Origin of the sequence: Curtobacterium sp. MCSS17_016 (assembly GCF_003234255.2) — a bacterium.
Lineage (GTDB): Bacteria > Actinomycetota > Actinomycetes > Actinomycetales > Microbacteriaceae > Curtobacterium > Curtobacterium flaccumfaciens.
The window spans coordinates 427,856-442,929 of sequence record NZ_CP126255.1; the positions used below are offsets into that span (position 1 = coordinate 427,856).

Here is a 15,074-nt window from a genome sequence, read left to right on the forward strand (position 1 = left end):
AGGGTGTCTATGCGGCGTCGTGCCGCCCAGCAGCCGTGATGGGGGTGATGACGGCGGTGTGGCCGGCCTCATCCGCGGCGTTCGCCCGCTCCTCGCGGAGGCGTGCGACGCCGGCGACCTTCCAGTAGACGCCGACCGACGCGACGGCGAGGGTCATGATGAGGAAGAAGACACCGTCGGTGGCGGTGCTGCCTGCTGCGAAGCGGATGACCGCGACGATGATGGCGGCGGCCATGAGGGCGGCGGAGAGGCGGAGGCCACGGTTGCGGGCGGCGTTGGAGGTCTGCATGCCAGAGGTATGCGCGGACCTCCGCCGTTTCGTGAGCGGGTGAACCGGGTTAGGAGCCGAGCAGCCCGAACAGGAGTGAAGCGCCGTCTGCCTTGTTCAGCGACTTCTGCCACCGGTCGAAGAACGTCTCCATGTCGTCGGCCTGGTCCGGGCAGAGGTTCACCTCGGCTGAACCGAACGTCGCACCCATTGTCTCGGCGTTGAGGCCACCCTTGGCTTCGGCGAGCACGTAGGACGTCATCGCGGATGTGCCTTCGTCGGCGCGGACCATCTCGCAGAACCGCCACCCCATGGTCAGCGCTTGCCGGTCGCTGAGCGGCTGCACCTGCTTCGAGTCGACGTCGGCAATGGCGCTGAGGAACTGCTGCTCACCGGTGTGGCGCTGCCACTGCATCCACCCGCCGACGCCGCCCGCTACAAGGCCGAGAACGATGGCGACGACGCTGATGGCTTTCCCTGCTTGCGTCCACGCGGCACGGCGCAAGCCGACGACGCCGAGGACCACCGGTACGACCAGTGCAGCGGCCGCCCACCACCACGGCGTGAGGTCCGCCGTCGCGGGAATGGCGTGGACGAACTGCGCTGCCGCTACGGCAGCCGCGAGCACACCGGCTGCGGCAGCGACGATGGCGACGACGTTCCGCTGTCGCGCGGGCGGCAGGGGCGCAGTCCGCTGCGGTGCGGGAGCCTGAGGGGTAACGGCTGTCGGTGCCGGCGCCACCGGTTCAGCGGCTGGCGGGGCGAGCGGTGCTGTGTGCTCTGTCCACGCGGCTCCGTCCCAGTACCGGGCGGTCGCCTTCGCAGGGTCGAGCGGATCCACGTACCAGCCTGCTGGCGTTGTGGCAGCCGTCGTATCAGTCATCGCACCGTCCTCGAGGTTCCGTCACAGTCTGCCGAGGGCCACCGGGCGGTCGCGACCCCCAGCGTGGGGTGCGCGGACCTCCGCCGCATAGAACGTGCAGCCCAACCGCTCCCCTATTTGGAAGGCCCCTCGTCATGCGTCAGCTCATCATCATCGGTTCCGGTCCCGCCGGGTTCACGGCCGGCATCTACGCCGCGCGCGCTGAGCTGAAGCCGCTCATCGTCGCCTCGAGCGTCGAGACCGGCGGCGAGCTGACCAAGACGACCGAGGTCGAGAACTTCCCGGGCTTCCCCGAGGGTGTCCAGGGCCCCGACCTCATGGTCAAGATGCAGGAGCAGGCCGAGAAGTTCGGTGCCGAGGTCCTGTACGACGACGCCGTCTCGGTCGACCTCACGGGCCAGGTCAAGAAGGTCACGGTCGGCTCCGGCGAGACGTACGAGGCGCTCGCTGTCGTCTACGCGACCGGGTCCGCGTACCGGCACCTGGGCCTCCCGGACGAGGAGCGGCTCTCCGGTCACGGCGTCTCGTGGTGCGCCACGTGCGACGGTTTCTTCTTCCGCCAGAAGAACATCGCCGTCGTCGGCGGTGGCGACTCCGCGATGGAAGAGGCGCTGTTCCTCACCAGGTTCGCGTCCAAGGTGACCGTCATCCACCGCAAGGACTCCCTCCGTGCGTCGAAGGCGATGCAGACCCGCGCCATGGGTGACCCGAAGATCGACTTCATCTGGAACACCGAGGTCACCGGCATCGACGGCGACACCGAGGTGACCGGTGTGCAGCTCCGTGACACCGTCACCGGCGAGACCTCGGCGCTCGAGCTCGACGGCGTCTTCATCGCCATCGGCAACGACCCACGCACCCACCTCGTGCACGGCCAGCTCGACCTCACCCCGGAGGGCACCATCGCCGTCCAGGGCCGCACGTCGAAGACCAACCTCCCGGGCGTCTTCGCCGCCGGCGACGTCATCGACCCGACCTACCGCCAGGCCATCACGGCTGCCGGTTCCGGCGCTGTCGCGGCACTCGACGCGGAGCACTACCTCGCGGGGCTCAAGAACTGACTTCGTCGCAGGAATGACAACGGGCTGACTACCGTGAGGTAGTCAGCCCGTTTGACTACCTGGCGGTAGTCATTCCGTGTCGTGGCGGTTCCAGCGGCGGGTCTTCCCGACCTGCCGGCGAACCGCCCACGGTGCGCGTTCCGTGTCGCCGTGTGAGCGGTTCTTCCAGGGCTTGCACATCTGGCAACCCTTCCAACGACGGTGGGGACTGTGGGCCATGGTGGCCTCGCTTCCAGGACTACTCCCGCCTGGAAAGGCGGGGTAGCTTCCTGCTGATCCCGTTCATGGTCGGATCGTACCTCCGGTCGGTCAACGGTTGCGGGTCGCGCCGGTGATGTCGGCGTGTGTGGGGCAGTACGCCCAGGTGGTGCCTGCTCGCTTGACGAGGACCCAGCCGCGGTGGACACCCCAGGAGAACAGGTCGTCGGAGGCTTCGGTCAGGTCGAGGGTCGCCGTGCAGTGCGTGCAGGTGATGCTGTCGGTCACGCTCCGGTGTGATGCGGCGACGCGGCTTCGTCCGGCTGGTAAATCAGCGTTGGTGAGGCGCTTCAGGTCCGGGCTGTCACTGGGACACCCCGACAGCGATGCCCGCCATCACTGCACCGAGGAAAACGAGTCCTGCGATGGCGATGACTCCGGTCCTCGGGCGGACGGTTTTGATTCCGAGGGCGGTGGTCGTTCCGATGGCGCCGAGGAAGGCTCCTGCTGCGAGGATGCCGGCGGTGGTCGCGATGGCTGCGTTCATGCCTGGTCTATGCAGCCGTGAGCAGGTCAGTTGGCTCTGAGCTCGAGCGCTGCCTGTTCGACGTCGGTGGCGAGTGGGCTGGCGTCGTCGACCCACTCGGGGATGTCGGCGCCGGCATCGCGGGCTTTCACGGTCGGCCAGGGTCGCGGCCGCGCAGCAGAGATGGCGAGGTCGTGAAGGTCGTCGGCGACCCACCCGTGTTCGAGGAGTTCCGTCGCGGCGACGGCGAGGGTGCCGTACCGGGATGGCCCGTCGGGGTGCTGCTGCAGGAGTGCGTCGAGGCGTAAGCACGCGACAGCGAACCGCTCGAGGCGACGGCGTTCACGGCGTTGGCGTAACGCGTCGCGGGGGTTCACCGTCGTACCCGCGAATCCGATACCCCCACGTTCAGCATCGTCTCATGGCTTCTCGACGGTGCCGTTGATGATGTCGTTGATGAGCTGTTCGATGATTTCGGTGGACGACTGGGTGTCGTCGCCGTCGTCGATGACGGACACGTCGTTGCCGTCGCCGAAGATGACGTCGAGGATCTTCGACTTCTCCTTGAGGACCTGTTGGATGCGCCCGTCGAGGGTGCCTTCGGCGAGGTAGGTGGTCGCGATGATGCGTTCCGCGGTCTGGCCGATGCGTTCAGCTCGGTCCATCGCCTGACGGATGAGCGCGGGCGTCCAGTCGGATTCGGCGAAGAACATGTCGGACGACGCGGTGAGGGTGATGGCGACGCCGGCGGCTGCGATGGAGCAGACGAGGACGGGGATCTTCCCGGCTTGGAACTCAGCGACGAGGCGGTCACGTTCGGCGTGGGAGACGCCGCCGCGGATGATGCCGGATTCGGCGACCGCTTCGGGGACGGCGAGCGCCATCGCGTCGGAAACGTCGCGGTGCTGGGTCCAGACGATGAGCGGCCGGGTGAACACCTTCTTGCCGTTGATGACTTCGGTGGTCTCGTCGACGTGGCGGCGGATGTCTTCAACGAGGACGTCCACCTTCGACAGGCCGGCGGCGCGGCGGAGGAGGGACACGAGGCCGACCTGGGATGCGGCGTACTCATGGATGGTGTCCTCGTCGGGGTTCTGCCCGCCGTTCTCCTTCCGGTACTCCTTCACCCAGTCGGTGAGCTTCCCTATGACCTCACGGTGCGCCTTCCGGTATTCGGTGAGGGGCACGTCCACCCACTTCGGGACCTTCTGCGTCTGTGGCAAGTCGGGGAGCACGTCGCGCTTGCGTCGGCGGACCCACACATGGTCGGCGAGTTTCGCGCGGAGTTCGGGGAGGTTCTCCTTCCGCGCCCGGTACCCGCCGAACGGGTCTTCCTTGCAGTACCGCTCGAGGAACGCAGCCTTCCCGCCGAAGACGGGTCCGAGGTGGCCGGAGAGCTGCAGGATGGGGGCGAGCTCGGCGGGGTTCGCCAGCAGTGGTGTGCCGGTGACCGGCAGTGGGGTCTTCGTGGTCGCAACCCCGACTTCGAGGATCGCTTTCGACCGCTTCGAGTCGTACGACTTCCCTCGGTGCGCTTCGTCGTAGATGAAGAACTCCGGCTGCCACGCCATCAGCCGACCGCGGAGTTCATCTCGGGAGGACAGCAGCCCGTCGGAGGTGATGATGACGCCGGTTTCGGGGAACTCCGGCTCTTTCTTCCCGGCACGGATGATGACGACGTCGCCGTCTGGGTGTGCACCGCCGAGGGTGTGGAGGTTCGATTCGAGCACTTCTCGGCGCCAGCCGGTGAGACCGACGGGCAGGCAGGTGATGAGGGTGCGCTTCGACCCGACGATGGCGGCGGCGGCAATGGACTGACGGGTCTTCCCGAGCCCGGGCTCGTCGAAGAGCGCGTTGTGGCCGGCGGCGATGGCGATGGAGCCCACTCGTTGGAACGGGTACAGGTCGAGGCCGAACCAGTCGGGGACGTCGCCGACCTCATTGATGAGGGTGGCGACGTCGGCTGCGTCCATCTCGAGGATGTCCTTCGCGGAGCCGGCTTTCGCTGCGACGTCAACGAGGTCCGCGCGGGTGGTGATGCGTCCCCGCTGGTCAACGGCTGCGGCGATGATGGCGGGGTCCCAGTTGATGTGCTTCCGGGGGCTGCCGCGGTGCATCGCGTCGATGGCGGGGAACACGAATCGCTTGTGCTCTCGGTCCCACATCGCGCCGGCACCGAGCGCCTTCTTGGTGTTGTCGAACCCGTACAGGCGGGGCAGAACCATCGCGTTCGCGCCGTTGGCGGTGAGGCGGCTGATCGGTGTGACGAGTTCGTCGAGGCCGATGACGCCGTCGAGGGTGGTGCCAACGGTCTCGGAGAAGTCGAGTTCGAAGCCTGCACGCTGGAACAGGCGGTCCGGGTCGGTACCGGTGGCGTTGACGATCCAGCAGCCGTGGCTGCGGTTCCAGAACGCCTGGCCGCCCTTCTTCCCGATGAGCCCTTCCTCGAGCCACTCCTTGAGGGTCCGGTGCGGGGACTCCTGGTGCGGAGTGCTCGGGTGGAAGTACAACCGCAGCTGCGGCTTGTTCCACGTGCCGGCGATGACTGCTGTTCCGGTGCTCACCGCCTCCCTATGCGGGTTGGGCGCTACCGGCGGCTGCCGCTACCTGGTGGCGGCGTGTGCGTCGCAGAGGGTCTTCAGCCACCGGCGGTCGTTGCGGAGCGACCCGGGCTGTCCACACGTCTCGCAGGTGCGTGCGGATTCGCCTTCCGCGTCAGCGATGAGCTTGTGGAACTGGCTGCTTGCGTCCTCGTCGAGGCCGATCGTGCTCGCGTAGAAGCGGAGCGTGCCGAACTTCTCCTTCACCTGCAGCGCTTCGTAGTTCGGGTCGATGTTCCTGAGGGCGGAGTCGAGCCGGCGCAGCAGCGGGAACCAGCCGTCGCCGCATTCGACGAACGTGTCCGCGCTGCTGACGGTGAGGATGTCGTCATGGTCGGTCATGCTCACCACTATGCGACGCGGCGGGGCTCAGAAGGGGACGTTGTCGGCGACGCGGTTGTTCTGGCGGACGTTTGCCTGGTTGACGGACAGGTTCCGTCCGCCGCAGCGAAGCGCTTCCGTGTACAGGGCGATCGCTTCGTCGAGGTGCTTCCGGGCGAGGTCCGACGTTGCGTAGCCGGCCCCCTTCTTGTCGGCGCCGGGCTGGTCGAGTTCGGCCCGCTTGGCGAGGGCTTTGTCGAGTCGTTCCTGCGCCTTCACCGCGCTGGTGCCGCCGGGGGTGAGTCCTGACCAGATGGCTTCGTACTGGTCGTCGTCCGGGTGCTCCTGGCCGTTGGCCCAGGCGTTGTACGCACCTTCCTGCTCGGCGATGATGATCGCCTTCTGCCGGGCGAGTTCGGTGATGTCGAGTGACGGTTGGAACGCCTGCGCCTGCGCCGCTGCGACACGGGCTCGACGCTCCTGGTCCGCCGTCGGTGTCACCGTGGCGTCCCATGCGGGCGGACCGGCGAGGGTGAGCGGGGCGACGGTGTCTTCGGCGAAGCTGCGGGACGCGAACTCGGTCGACGAGTGTCCCTTCGCTACTGCCGCGCCGATGTCACGTGCTCGAGCCTGTCGCTTGTCTGTCATGCCGCCTATGTGTGCGGCGGCCTGATTTCGGCGCCACGGACCCCCGTCAGCGGTCGGCGGTGGGCCAGTCGCAGGAGACGCCGAACGTGTCCTGAGAGTAGTCCGTCGCAGTGATGCAACGGACCTTCTTGCCGCCGGCCATCTCTACCCAGTCGGAGTAGTACCGGACGTCACCGCCGCGCGAGGCGTACTTCGGGGTGTCGTGGTTGCCGTTCCGGACGGTGTCCGCTGCTGCCGGGGCGGTCTGCTGGCCGAGGGTGAATCCGCCGGCGAGGACGCCGAACGCCACCGCGGCGGCGGCCGCGCCGATCAGAGCGGGGCGGAGCCGGGCCGCGGTCACTTCGTGTCCTTCGGGCGGATGTCGTCCCAGTTGCAGTCGTAGCCGCCGTTGATGTCGGAGATGCAGAGCACCTTCCGCCCGTCGGGAAGGCGCACCCAGTCCGCGTACGCAGATGCGGAACCAGACGCACGGGACTCGAGCGGGCTGGCGTAGCGACCGTCCGGCGCATGCTGCTGCTGCTGCTGCGTGACTGCGGCGCTGTCGTCGGTGGGCGCGCCTGCGGAACAGGCCGCCAGGGCGGTGATGGTCAGGGCTGCGGCGGTGGCGGCGAGAAGGAGTCGGGGCGTTCGCATGACGGCTCTATGCGCGGCGCCGGCCCTCTGCCGGTCAGTCGTTGTAGTTGTACCCGGGGAGCGCTTCCTCGATGGCGAAGACCTTCTGCTCGCCGCCGGAGTACGCCGGAAGCTCGACGGTCCAGCGGCCGTAGCCGTGAATCTGGTTGCCGGTGCCGCCGCCGATGGCGGTGGTGGTCCACGCACCCATGACGTAGACGACCCAGTGGCCGTTCCGTTCGCCGCCGGCGGTGACGCTGGAGATGCTGGTGACGGCGACCTGGTGCGCGTCAGGGGCGGTCTCGTTGTACGCGTTCGTGAGGGCGGACTTCGTCGCTTCGAGGCCAGCGCCGGGCGCTTCGAGCGCCTTGATGGTTGCGGCGCGCTCGGCGACTGCGGCGGGGGTGGTGTCGTCGTAGCCGACCCACGCGGTGACGAAGTCCTGCGCGGCGGAGAACGCTGCTGCCTGGTCAGCGGTGTCCTGGTCGGTCTGCGCGGCGCCCTGCGGGCCGGCGTCGGACGTCGCCTGCGTCTGAGCGTCGGGCTGGTCGCCGTCCTCGCTGACGTATCCGTCGCCGATCTGCGTCGGCGTTGGCGTCGGCGTCTCCTCCGGGGTGGCGCTTCGCGTGCTGGTCGCGGTCTTGCCGCCGCTGACGACGCCGGTCCCGGCGGGGTCCTTCGCCTTCGACTCCTTCGGTGCCGAGACGACGTTCACGACGATGACGGCGATGATGACGGCGATCGCTGCGGCGATGCCGAGGATGGTGAGGAGTCTGCGGCGGTCCATGGATGTCCTATGCGGTGGGTTGTCGGTCGTTGCTGGTATCCGCGGACAGGGAGATGTCCGGGTGATGGCGGGTCAGCGGCCGTCGGTGCGGTGCCGTTCCCCGTTGACGGAGCCGACGGTGGGGCGGACGACGACGGTCTCCAGGTCCTGCCCCTGTCCCCAGACGGGCTGGATTTTGACCGTGGACCCGGGCTTCGTCGCCGCGATCTGCCAGTCGGTGCCGTTCTTATCCTGGCCGAGGTAGATGGCGACGTGGTACGTGCCGGAGCTGCCGTTGGTCCAGAACACCAGGTCACCGCGTTCACGTTCGGCCCAGGGGAACACCTGGTCCTCTGGTGCGTGGCGGAACTGGGTGCCGGAACTGTGCTGCGGGACACCTCCGGTGAGCCCGATCTTGATGCCGGCAGCTCCGTACGCCTTCATCGTCAAGCCGGAGCAGTCCCACACGTCTGGGCCCGCGCCGCCGAGAACGTACGGCTTGCCGACTTCCAGGCCGGCGAAGGCGAGGGCGACGGCGACCTTGTCGCCGTCAGCCTGCGGCGTGCTTCCCTTCGCTCCGGGGCCGGGGTTCTCTGGCCCGGGGTCACCCGGGCCGATGGCCCCGCCGGTGAACGACGACGGGGTGTTGCAGCTCGTCGTGGGGCTGCCACTGGTGCCGCCGCTGTCACCGCTGCCGCCGGTGGAGTCGTCAGGGCCGGTGGATGCGCCGGAACCGCCGATGACCTTCCCGTGCCCGTCGGTGATACGCCCCGGCGGCGCCGGCGGGGTCGGCAGCGGGATGGGGTCCACACCTTCCCAGTACGAGTCCACCAACGCGGTCGCGAGCTTCATGTGCAGTGAGTACCGGTCGGGGAAGGCAGAGATCTGCACGCCCTGCGCTTCGGAGCCGGGCTCGTTCGTTGCCCAGTTCGGCCGGGCGATGAGGACGCGGAGGAACGCTGTCGAGCTGTAGAAGATGTTCAGCCGCTGCTCGTGGGTGCCCCAGGTGTCGCGCTGCTGGAACGCACCGATGGAGTCCCGGTCACCGAAGTCGAGGTTCTCGATGTTCGACTCGACGATGGCAGTGATGATGCCGATCTCCGCGGCGCGCTTCTGGTCCTCGTCAGGGGACGCGCCGAACATCGTCTTCGCGATGCCCATGATGGCGCGTGAGTTGTTGATCTGTCCCGGTGCGAGGGTCTCGAGGGTGGTGCCGGGGCGTGCATCCACGGGAGCTGTCTCTGTCGGAGGACCGGTGACTGCTGGGGCGGTCCCTGGTGCTGAACCGCTGGCCCCGCCGCCGGTGGACCCGGAGCCGCACGTGTTCAGCGTGCCGAGCGTCCAGTTGCGGGCAGCGTCGAACGCCGCTTCCGCTTCGCTCTTCTCCACATCGCCTGGGTCGGTGAGTACCCCGACCCACAGCTTCTTCGCCCGGGCCTGGACGCTCTTGTCGGAGTCGTCCTTGCTGAGCTTGTACTGCGCGGTCTTCCCGTCGGCGAGGACGGTGCCGGCGAGGAGGTCCCAGTGCCCGACGTTACCGTCGTCCTTCGCCATCTTCGCCTGCATGCTGTCGATGAGCTTCTCGACGGCTTCGTCGTGCTTCTGCTCGTCGTCATCGCCGGTGTTCGCCAGCGGGGTTGGCTGCGGTGTCCCTGTCGGCGCGCCGGTTGGTGCCGGCTCAGCAGTCTTCTCCGGCTGCTTCGTCGGCTCGGGCGTCGAGGTGGGCTTCGGCGTCGACGTCGGCTGCGGCGCGCTCGGAACGTGCTCCTGGTCTTCGGATTCGTACCCGGTACCGTCTTCCTCGTCGTCACGCCCTTCACCGCCGCTGCTACCGCCGGTGCTTGGCGTGTCTTCGACGACCTTCCCGGCGAGCTTGTCGATGACCTTGTCGCCGCCGTTGCGTTCGTACGCCAGCCAGATCTGCCACGGGATGTCGGAGTCACCGACGTCGATCTGGGCCTGCTTGATGTCTTCGTCCTTCGCGCCGGACTGCGCGGCAGCCTGCATGGCGACGGTGGTGTCGTAACCCTTCCGGGCAGCGGCGGCAGCGTTCGTCTGCGTCGTCATCGCACCCATCAGCACCAACGGCGCCAGAAGGGCGACCGCGGCGGCGCTGCCGATGAGTCCCATCGCCCACTTGTTGCGGACGAGAGCGAACACGACGCCCTTCGCAGCGCCGGCAGCTCCACCGGTGAGAGCTCCCTTCGCTGCGGCTGCGAGAGCGTCCTTGCCGAGGTTCTTCGCCTGCTCCCCCGCCGTGGCCTTCCCGCCGTTCGCACCGACTGCCTGGTTGCGCGGCAGAGTCCGACGGACGGCGGCAACCTTCCCCACGCCGGGGATCCGACTGGCGGCACCGGCCGCCTTCCCCGCGACACCGCTGGTCGCATTCACGGCCCCGTTCGCTGCTCCCGCAGCAGTCTTCGCAGCGGCCGCGGCAGCGCCGGACATGCTGCCGGTGGCACCCTGCACTGCAGATGGCACTCTGGGCTTCGCCGCGCCGCCCTTCGGGGTGACGCTTCGGGCAGCTGCACCGGTCACAGCAGTGGCCCCAGCGGCTGGTGCTGCTGCGGCGGACCGCGAGCCCTTCCCGGGAGCGCCAGCACTCGATGTGGGACGTGCGGCCGGCGGCGCGCTCTTCGCGCCGGCAGATGCCGTACCTGCCGGCGTTGACGGCGTAACCGGGGCGGTGGATGCCGGAGTGACACCTCGAGCTCCTGCCGCTGCCGACGAGCTCTGCTGCGCGCGGCGTGCTTTCGCGTCGCGGAGTGCCGCGGCGATGTCACCGCCGGAGGCTTTCGGGGCGTTCCGGCCAGCGCTCATCGCCTGCTGTCGTCGTGCTGCGCGCGCTTCGAGCCCGGCACCAGGCCGCGTCTGCTCTTCGCCACCGTCTTCACCGTCGTGACCTTGCGGGCGGCGGGGCATGTAGTCGTCAACCATCGGCTACGCCTTTCAGTGGGCGCGGCCCAGCCGGTACTCCACGCGGGGGTTGACCCCGGCGGGGAAGTAGCGGGCGCGACGGCGCTGGAGACGGTGGATGTAGAACGGCGACGGGACAGTCGCGGACTTCTGCAGGTTGTGGCGGGCGCACAGCGACTGGCAGTTCGACATCTCTGTCGCCCCACCCTTCGACCAGGGGTAGATGTGGTCGGCGTGCTGACCGGGCTGCTTGCAGCGGAAGCCCATGCTGGAGTGTTCGCAGCGACCGCCTGCGCGACGTTTCGCTTCCTGCTTCTGAGACCCGGTGAACATCCGGCGCTGGTCCTGCTGCGGCTTCTGCTCTCGACGCTTCCTCGTTGCCAGGAACAGGACGACGAGCAGGACCACCGCGACGGTGATCAGCGGGTGCGCGCCGATGATGTCGGTGACTGTGGCAGGCGCGGCGAGCATGCCTGGTCCTATGCGGCGAAGCACCCGAACATCGCTGCCAGCCGCCGTCCGGTACGGTCGACGTGTTCACGGTGGTTGTACGCATGGGGTGCGCACAAGAAACGCCCCGAGCACGGCTAGGTGCTCGGGGCGTTTCCCTTGTAGTGGTGCCGGTCAGCCCTCGGGCTGTCCGTCAGCTACGACGACTGATCACGTGAAGTCGTCGTCGCCCGCCGCGTAGGCCGGCGCCGCAGCGGCCGGAGCGGTGTTCACCGGCGCGGCCTGGGCCGGCGCGGGCGCCGACTGCGGGGCCGGAGCCGACTGCGGCTGCGCCGCCGGGGCGCCCTGACCCGAGCCCTTGGCGTTGCGGGTGACCCGCACCGACGCGAACTCGAGCGAGGCCGCGATCTCCTGGATCTCGTACTCGACCGTGTTCACGGTCACGCCGTCCTTCTGGTAGGAGTTCGGCTTCGCCTCGGCGATCGCGACGACACGGTCACCCTTGCCGAGACCGCTCGCCTCGATGTTGTCGGCGAGACGACGCCACGCGGAGACGTTGGCGAACACCGCCGGCTTGTCCTTGAACTCGCCGGACTCACGGTCGCGGACACGGCCGGTCTGCGCGATGGAGAAGTTCGCGACCTTGACACCGTTCACGGTGTTGAAGCGCGGCGCCTCGGTCAGGTTGCCGATGAGGTACGCGATGTTGGGGACTGCACTCATTCTCTGATTCCTTCTACTGGTGGTGCCGACCACCACTGCGGTGACCGACACCACCCCTATGCGCGGACGATCCAGGCAGCCGTGAGTTCCCGTTCGACGCAGAGAAATCCCAGTTCACAGCCGCATCCAGCTCTCGAGGGGCGCGACGAGAAGCGGCGGAGCCTCCGAAGAGACTCCGCCGCGATGAGCGTCACGCTGCTGGTGCTACACCTGCTTGGGTGGCGCGTACTGGAACCGAACCGGCGCGTGGTCGGGGAGGGCTGCGATGCAGCACCCGACGGGCAACGAGGACAGGTCCCAGTCCTCGACAACGTAGCCGTCGATGATGGATTCGTTGATGCCCTTGCTGCGCACGTTGGAGTCGAAGCGTGCGACTTTCTTGTTCTTCCCGAACCGGCCGCGGACGAAGTCGCGGGAGTCGCCGTCGTAGAGACGGAACGCGAAGACGGTTCCGAACGCCGACAGGACGGAGGCGGCCATCTCGTTGCCGTACATCGCTTCGACCTGCTTGATGTTCTGCGTTCCGACGATGAACCGCAGCCCGAGGGACCGGCCGAAGTTCAGCCCGTTGGTCAGGTGGGTGAGCTCGGGCAGGAGCGCGAACTCGTCGAGCACGAAGAACACCCGGCCAGGTGTGCGCTGGCGCGACATCGCTTCCTTCATGGCGACGTCGAGCATCGTCTTGAACACCGGTGCGAGCATGCCACCGGATGCGACGTCGTACTCGAGGAAGAGCGCGCGGGCACCCTTCGCTCGGACGAACTGGCGGATGCTGAAGTCGCCCGGACGTCCGAACGCGGAGCGGAACGACTCCTGGATGACTTGCTGCATGTAGGCGACGGAAGCTTGGGCGGTCGGTGACTTCTCCGCTGCGATGTAGTTCCGAGCGCCGCGCAGGTCGGCGTTGTCCGGGCGGTCGAGCAGCTCCTGCATCTCCGGAACCGACATGCTGCCGATGCGAGACCGCAGATCTTCGTTCGTCAGCTCGGTGGACTCGCGGAACATCGCCGTCACCAACGCGGTGAACACGTCTCGTGCGGCCTGCACGAAGAACACATTGTCACCACCGGTCTCGAGCAAGTTCGCGAACAGCCCGTTGCACATCTCGAAGATCTCGTCCTCCGCGGCATGCCCCGCGGGCAGGCCCGCGAACTCCTGGAACAGGTTCCAGAACCGATGCTCCGGGTACGACTCAGCGTCAGCACCCGCGACGACGACATCACCCGGTCGAGCGAACTCACCGTGGTAGTCCCCCTTCGTGTCGAAGACCACCATGACGTCGTTGGCGGTCATGCTCTCGCGCACGGACCGGATGAGAGCAGACATGCCAACGGTCTTGCCCGTGCCGATACCGCCGAGGTACAGCACGTGACGGCCGAAGGTCGCGTCGGTGAACGTGCAGGCGGTGCCGTTCGTGCCGTGCACGCCGAACTCTGCCGGCTGAGCTCCGACCGTCCCGACGGCGTCCGTCAGGACATCGCCGTTTGTGACCTCTTCTGTGAATCTCATTACTCTCCTATGCCCAGCCCCCACCCCAGCTCTGGCCCTCCTCAGGCTCAGCTTCTGGTTCGGATGAGGGCTCCGGAGCGCTCTCAGCTGCCGGCTCAAGTTCGGGCTCTGGTTCTGGTTCTGGTTCTGGTTCCGGCTCCGGCTCCGGTTCAGGCACGGGCCCAGTGCCAGGCTCGTGCTCTGGCTCTGGCTCTGGCTCTGGCTCGGGCTCTGGCTCGGGCTCGGGCTCTGGCTCTGGCTCGGGTTCCGGTTCCGGTTCCGGTTCAGGCACTGGCTCTGGCTCGGGTTCCGGTTCCTGCTCTGGCTCAGGCTCAGGCTCAGGCTCGGGTTCCGGTTCCTGCTCTGGCTCAGGCTCCGGTTCCTGCCCAGGCTCGGGTGTGGGTTCCGGATCCTGCTCGGGCGTGGGTTCCGGATCCTGCTCGGGCGTGGGCTCGGGCCCCTGATCAGGCTCAGGCTCAGGACTCTGATCGGGCTCGAGACCCTGATCGGGTTCCTGCTCGGGCTCCTGCCCCTGCTCGGTCTCGAGCTCGGGTTCCGGTTCCTGCTCGGGGACAGCCATCTGGTCAGGGTCCTGCTCGGGTTGAGTCACCTGCTCGGGGTTCTGCTGGGGTTCAGACACCTGGTCGGGGTCCTGCTCGGGAACGGTCTCCGGCTCCTGCTCAAGCTCCTGGTCGGGAACGATGTCCGGATCCTGCTCGGGTTCCTGCACGGCACTCGGGTGCTGATCGGGCTCTCGCTCGGGAACGGCTTCGCGCTCCTGCTCAGACTCCTGCTCGTTCTCAGGTCCCGCTTCGGGCTGCAAGCTTGGTTCGTGCTGAGGCTCAGTGTCGTGCGTCGCTTCAGGCTCGAGCTCGGGGGTCACCTTTCGCGCAGACTCCAGTCCCGCGCTCGCCTCTGGGAACGTTTCCTGCGCAGTGTCACCTTCAGGCTCTGCTCCTGCACGCCCTGGCTGTTCTCGCATCAGGTTGCTGCCGGTCTGCGCTGCCGAGGGTTCGGAGTCGGTTGCAGGCGTACCGGCATGCTCCCCGCTGCTACCGCCGCCGCCGCCACCTCGTCCGTTCCCTTCGGAGCCGTTCGCCGGCTGGCTCGGGCTGTTTTCGGGCTGCTTCGAAGGCGCGTCTTGTCGGGCCCAGAGCGCTTCCCGCGAGGCAAGCCCGAAAGCGTCCAATGCCTCCTTGCCGTTCCCGTTGAGGATTCTGCTAGCTTGTTCGTGCCCGGCTTTCTTGTCCTCACTCCAATTCTTGTCGAATGGCTCGCGAAGTCGCTTGGCCTGGACACCTGCGTCGTAGTCGACCGGATTCTTAGCGTCTCGAATGCCGAGAGTTGCAGAGTCACGGAAGGGACTCATCTTCGCTCCCGTGTCGCGAAGTCTGAGTGGATCCTTCCAGCCAGCGATACCCTGCCTTATCGCTGCGATGCCTTTCTTCCCCCCAAGGATCGCACCAGCTAGGCCAACGCCGCCCAAGCCCAGCGTGAGAGCTTGCGTCAGAGGGTCATGCTGGCTCGCTGCCACCCCAAAGATTGGGATGTATGGGGCGACAGCAAAGAAGGCTTTGTTACCGCCTCGCCACACTCCGCCACCCGCCTGAATGA

17 protein-coding genes are annotated in these 15,074 nt (G+C 67.6%); 2 read left to right on the plus strand and 15 right to left on the minus strand.

The window, feature by feature from the left end; translation table 11 throughout:
- Positions 1-7: 7 nt before the first annotated feature.
- Both DEJ19_RS21065 and DEJ19_RS21070 read right to left on the minus strand, forming a co-directional pair.
- Positions 8-289 carry a hypothetical protein gene (locus DEJ19_RS21065; RefSeq protein WP_111231824.1) on the minus strand — a complete coding sequence of 94 codons (282 nt, stop codon included), beginning with the start codon at positions 287-289 and terminating at the stop codon, positions 8-10.
- A gap of 49 nt (positions 290-338) precedes the next feature.
- Positions 339-1,151, minus strand: coding sequence for a DUF2510 domain-containing protein (locus DEJ19_RS21070; RefSeq protein ID WP_111231823.1), 813 nt, complete (start codon positions 1,149-1,151; stop codon positions 339-341).
- Positions 1,152-1,285: 134 nt separating this feature from the next.
- Here DEJ19_RS21070 and trxB point away from each other — a divergent pair, with 134 nt between their 5' ends.
- A complete protein-coding gene (gene trxB / locus DEJ19_RS21075) occupies positions 1,286-2,212 on the plus strand; it encodes a thioredoxin-disulfide reductase (protein WP_111231822.1) in 927 nt (308 codons plus the stop codon).
- A gap of 309 nt (positions 2,213-2,521) precedes the next feature.
- On the opposite strand, the gene DEJ19_RS21080 is transcribed toward trxB, so the two are convergent.
- The 13 genes from DEJ19_RS21080 to DEJ19_RS21140 form a co-directional block, all read right to left on the minus strand.
- Positions 2,522-2,698: a hypothetical protein gene (locus tag DEJ19_RS21080; protein WP_181441404.1), complete on the minus strand. Its 177-nt coding sequence runs from the start codon at positions 2,696-2,698 to the stop codon at positions 2,522-2,524.
- A gap of 76 nt (positions 2,699-2,774) precedes the next feature.
- A complete protein-coding gene (locus DEJ19_RS21085) occupies positions 2,775-2,957 on the minus strand; it encodes a hypothetical protein (protein WP_111231821.1) in 183 nt (60 codons plus the stop codon).
- A 26-nt stretch (positions 2,958-2,983) separates the two neighbouring features.
- Positions 2,984-3,313: a hypothetical protein gene (locus DEJ19_RS21090; protein ID WP_111231820.1), complete on the minus strand. Its 330-nt coding sequence runs from the start codon at positions 3,311-3,313 to the stop codon at positions 2,984-2,986.
- 42 nt (positions 3,314-3,355) lie between these two features.
- Positions 3,356-5,500, minus strand: a complete 2,145-nt coding sequence (locus DEJ19_RS21095) for a DEAD/DEAH box helicase (protein ID WP_111231819.1) — start codon at positions 5,498-5,500, stop codon at positions 3,356-3,358.
- A gap of 39 nt (positions 5,501-5,539) precedes the next feature.
- A complete protein-coding gene (locus DEJ19_RS21100) occupies positions 5,540-5,878 on the minus strand; it encodes a TraR/DksA family transcriptional regulator (protein WP_111232455.1) in 339 nt (112 codons plus the stop codon).
- Positions 5,879-5,905: 27 nt separating this feature from the next.
- Complete coding sequence (locus DEJ19_RS21105) at positions 5,906-6,505, minus strand: hypothetical protein (protein ID WP_111231818.1); 600 nt, start codon at positions 6,503-6,505, stop codon at positions 5,906-5,908.
- A gap of 46 nt (positions 6,506-6,551) precedes the next feature.
- Positions 6,552-6,845, minus strand: a complete 294-nt coding sequence (locus DEJ19_RS21110; protein ID WP_111231817.1) for a hypothetical protein — start codon at positions 6,843-6,845, stop codon at positions 6,552-6,554.
- Entirely contained in the window at positions 6,842-7,138 is a 297-nt protein-coding gene (locus tag DEJ19_RS21115) for a hypothetical protein (protein ID WP_111231816.1), read from the minus strand. Before DEJ19_RS21115 ends, DEJ19_RS21110 begins: the two co-directional genes overlap by 4 nt.
- A gap of 34 nt (positions 7,139-7,172) precedes the next feature.
- A complete protein-coding gene (locus DEJ19_RS21120) occupies positions 7,173-7,904 on the minus strand; it encodes a hypothetical protein (protein WP_111231815.1) in 732 nt (243 codons plus the stop codon).
- Between the two features lie 72 nt (positions 7,905-7,976).
- Complete coding sequence (locus DEJ19_RS21125) at positions 7,977-10,214, minus strand: C40 family peptidase (protein ID WP_181441403.1); 2,238 nt, start codon at positions 10,212-10,214, stop codon at positions 7,977-7,979.
- A 618-nt stretch (positions 10,215-10,832) separates the two neighbouring features.
- Positions 10,833-11,270, minus strand: a complete 438-nt coding sequence (locus tag DEJ19_RS21130) for an HNH endonuclease (RefSeq protein ID WP_111231813.1) — start codon at positions 11,268-11,270, stop codon at positions 10,833-10,835.
- 189 nt (positions 11,271-11,459) lie between these two features.
- Positions 11,460-11,972 (minus strand): single-stranded DNA-binding protein, encoded by a 513-nt coding sequence (locus DEJ19_RS21135; RefSeq protein ID WP_111231812.1) that lies wholly within the window; start codon positions 11,970-11,972, stop codon positions 11,460-11,462.
- Positions 11,973-12,176: 204 nt separating this feature from the next.
- Positions 12,177-13,481, minus strand: a complete 1,305-nt coding sequence (locus tag DEJ19_RS21140) for a type IV secretory system conjugative DNA transfer family protein (protein WP_111231811.1) — start codon at positions 13,479-13,481, stop codon at positions 12,177-12,179.
- Between the two features lie 175 nt (positions 13,482-13,656).
- Here DEJ19_RS21140 and DEJ19_RS21145 point away from each other — a divergent pair, with 175 nt between their 5' ends.
- Positions 13,657-14,931 carry a hypothetical protein gene (locus tag DEJ19_RS21145; RefSeq protein WP_181441402.1) on the plus strand — a complete coding sequence of 425 codons (1,275 nt, stop codon included), beginning with the start codon at positions 13,657-13,659 and terminating at the stop codon, positions 14,929-14,931.
- The last annotated feature ends 143 nt before the right edge of the window (positions 14,932-15,074 follow it).

What these genes read in the sequence shown, in the direction of transcription:
- DEJ19_RS21105 (WP_111231818.1), bottom strand. Translation starts at nt 6,505, where the DNA reads ATGACAGACAAGCGACAGGCTCGAGCACGTGACATCGGCGCGGCAGTA.
- DEJ19_RS21135 (WP_111231812.1), bottom strand. Translation starts at nt 11,972, where the DNA reads ATGAGTGCAGTCCCCAACATCGCGTACCTCATCGGCAACCTGACCGAG.
- DEJ19_RS21130 (WP_111231813.1), bottom strand. Translation starts at nt 11,270, where the DNA reads ATGCTCGCCGCGCCTGCCACAGTCACCGACATCATCGGCGCGCACCCG.
- DEJ19_RS21120 (WP_111231815.1), bottom strand. Translation starts at nt 7,904, where the DNA reads ATGGACCGCCGCAGACTCCTCACCATCCTCGGCATCGCCGCAGCGATC.
- trxB (WP_111231822.1), top strand. Translation starts at nt 1,286, where the DNA reads ATGCGTCAGCTCATCATCATCGGTTCCGGTCCCGCCGGGTTCACGGCC.
- DEJ19_RS21085 (WP_111231821.1), bottom strand. Translation starts at nt 2,957, where the DNA reads ATGAACGCAGCCATCGCGACCACCGCCGGCATCCTCGCAGCAGGAGCC.
- DEJ19_RS21070 (WP_111231823.1), bottom strand. Translation starts at nt 1,151, where the DNA reads ATGACTGATACGACGGCTGCCACAACGCCAGCAGGCTGGTACGTGGAT.
- DEJ19_RS21115 (WP_111231816.1), bottom strand. Translation starts at nt 7,138, where the DNA reads ATGCGAACGCCCCGACTCCTTCTCGCCGCCACCGCCGCAGCCCTGACC.
- DEJ19_RS21065 (WP_111231824.1), bottom strand. Translation starts at nt 289, where the DNA reads ATGCAGACCTCCAACGCCGCCCGCAACCGTGGCCTCCGCCTCTCCGCC.
- DEJ19_RS21140 (WP_111231811.1), bottom strand. Translation starts at nt 13,481, where the DNA reads ATGAGATTCACAGAAGAGGTCACAAACGGCGATGTCCTGACGGACGCC.
- DEJ19_RS21100 (WP_111232455.1), bottom strand. Translation starts at nt 5,878, where the DNA reads ATGACCGACCATGACGACATCCTCACCGTCAGCAGCGCGGACACGTTC.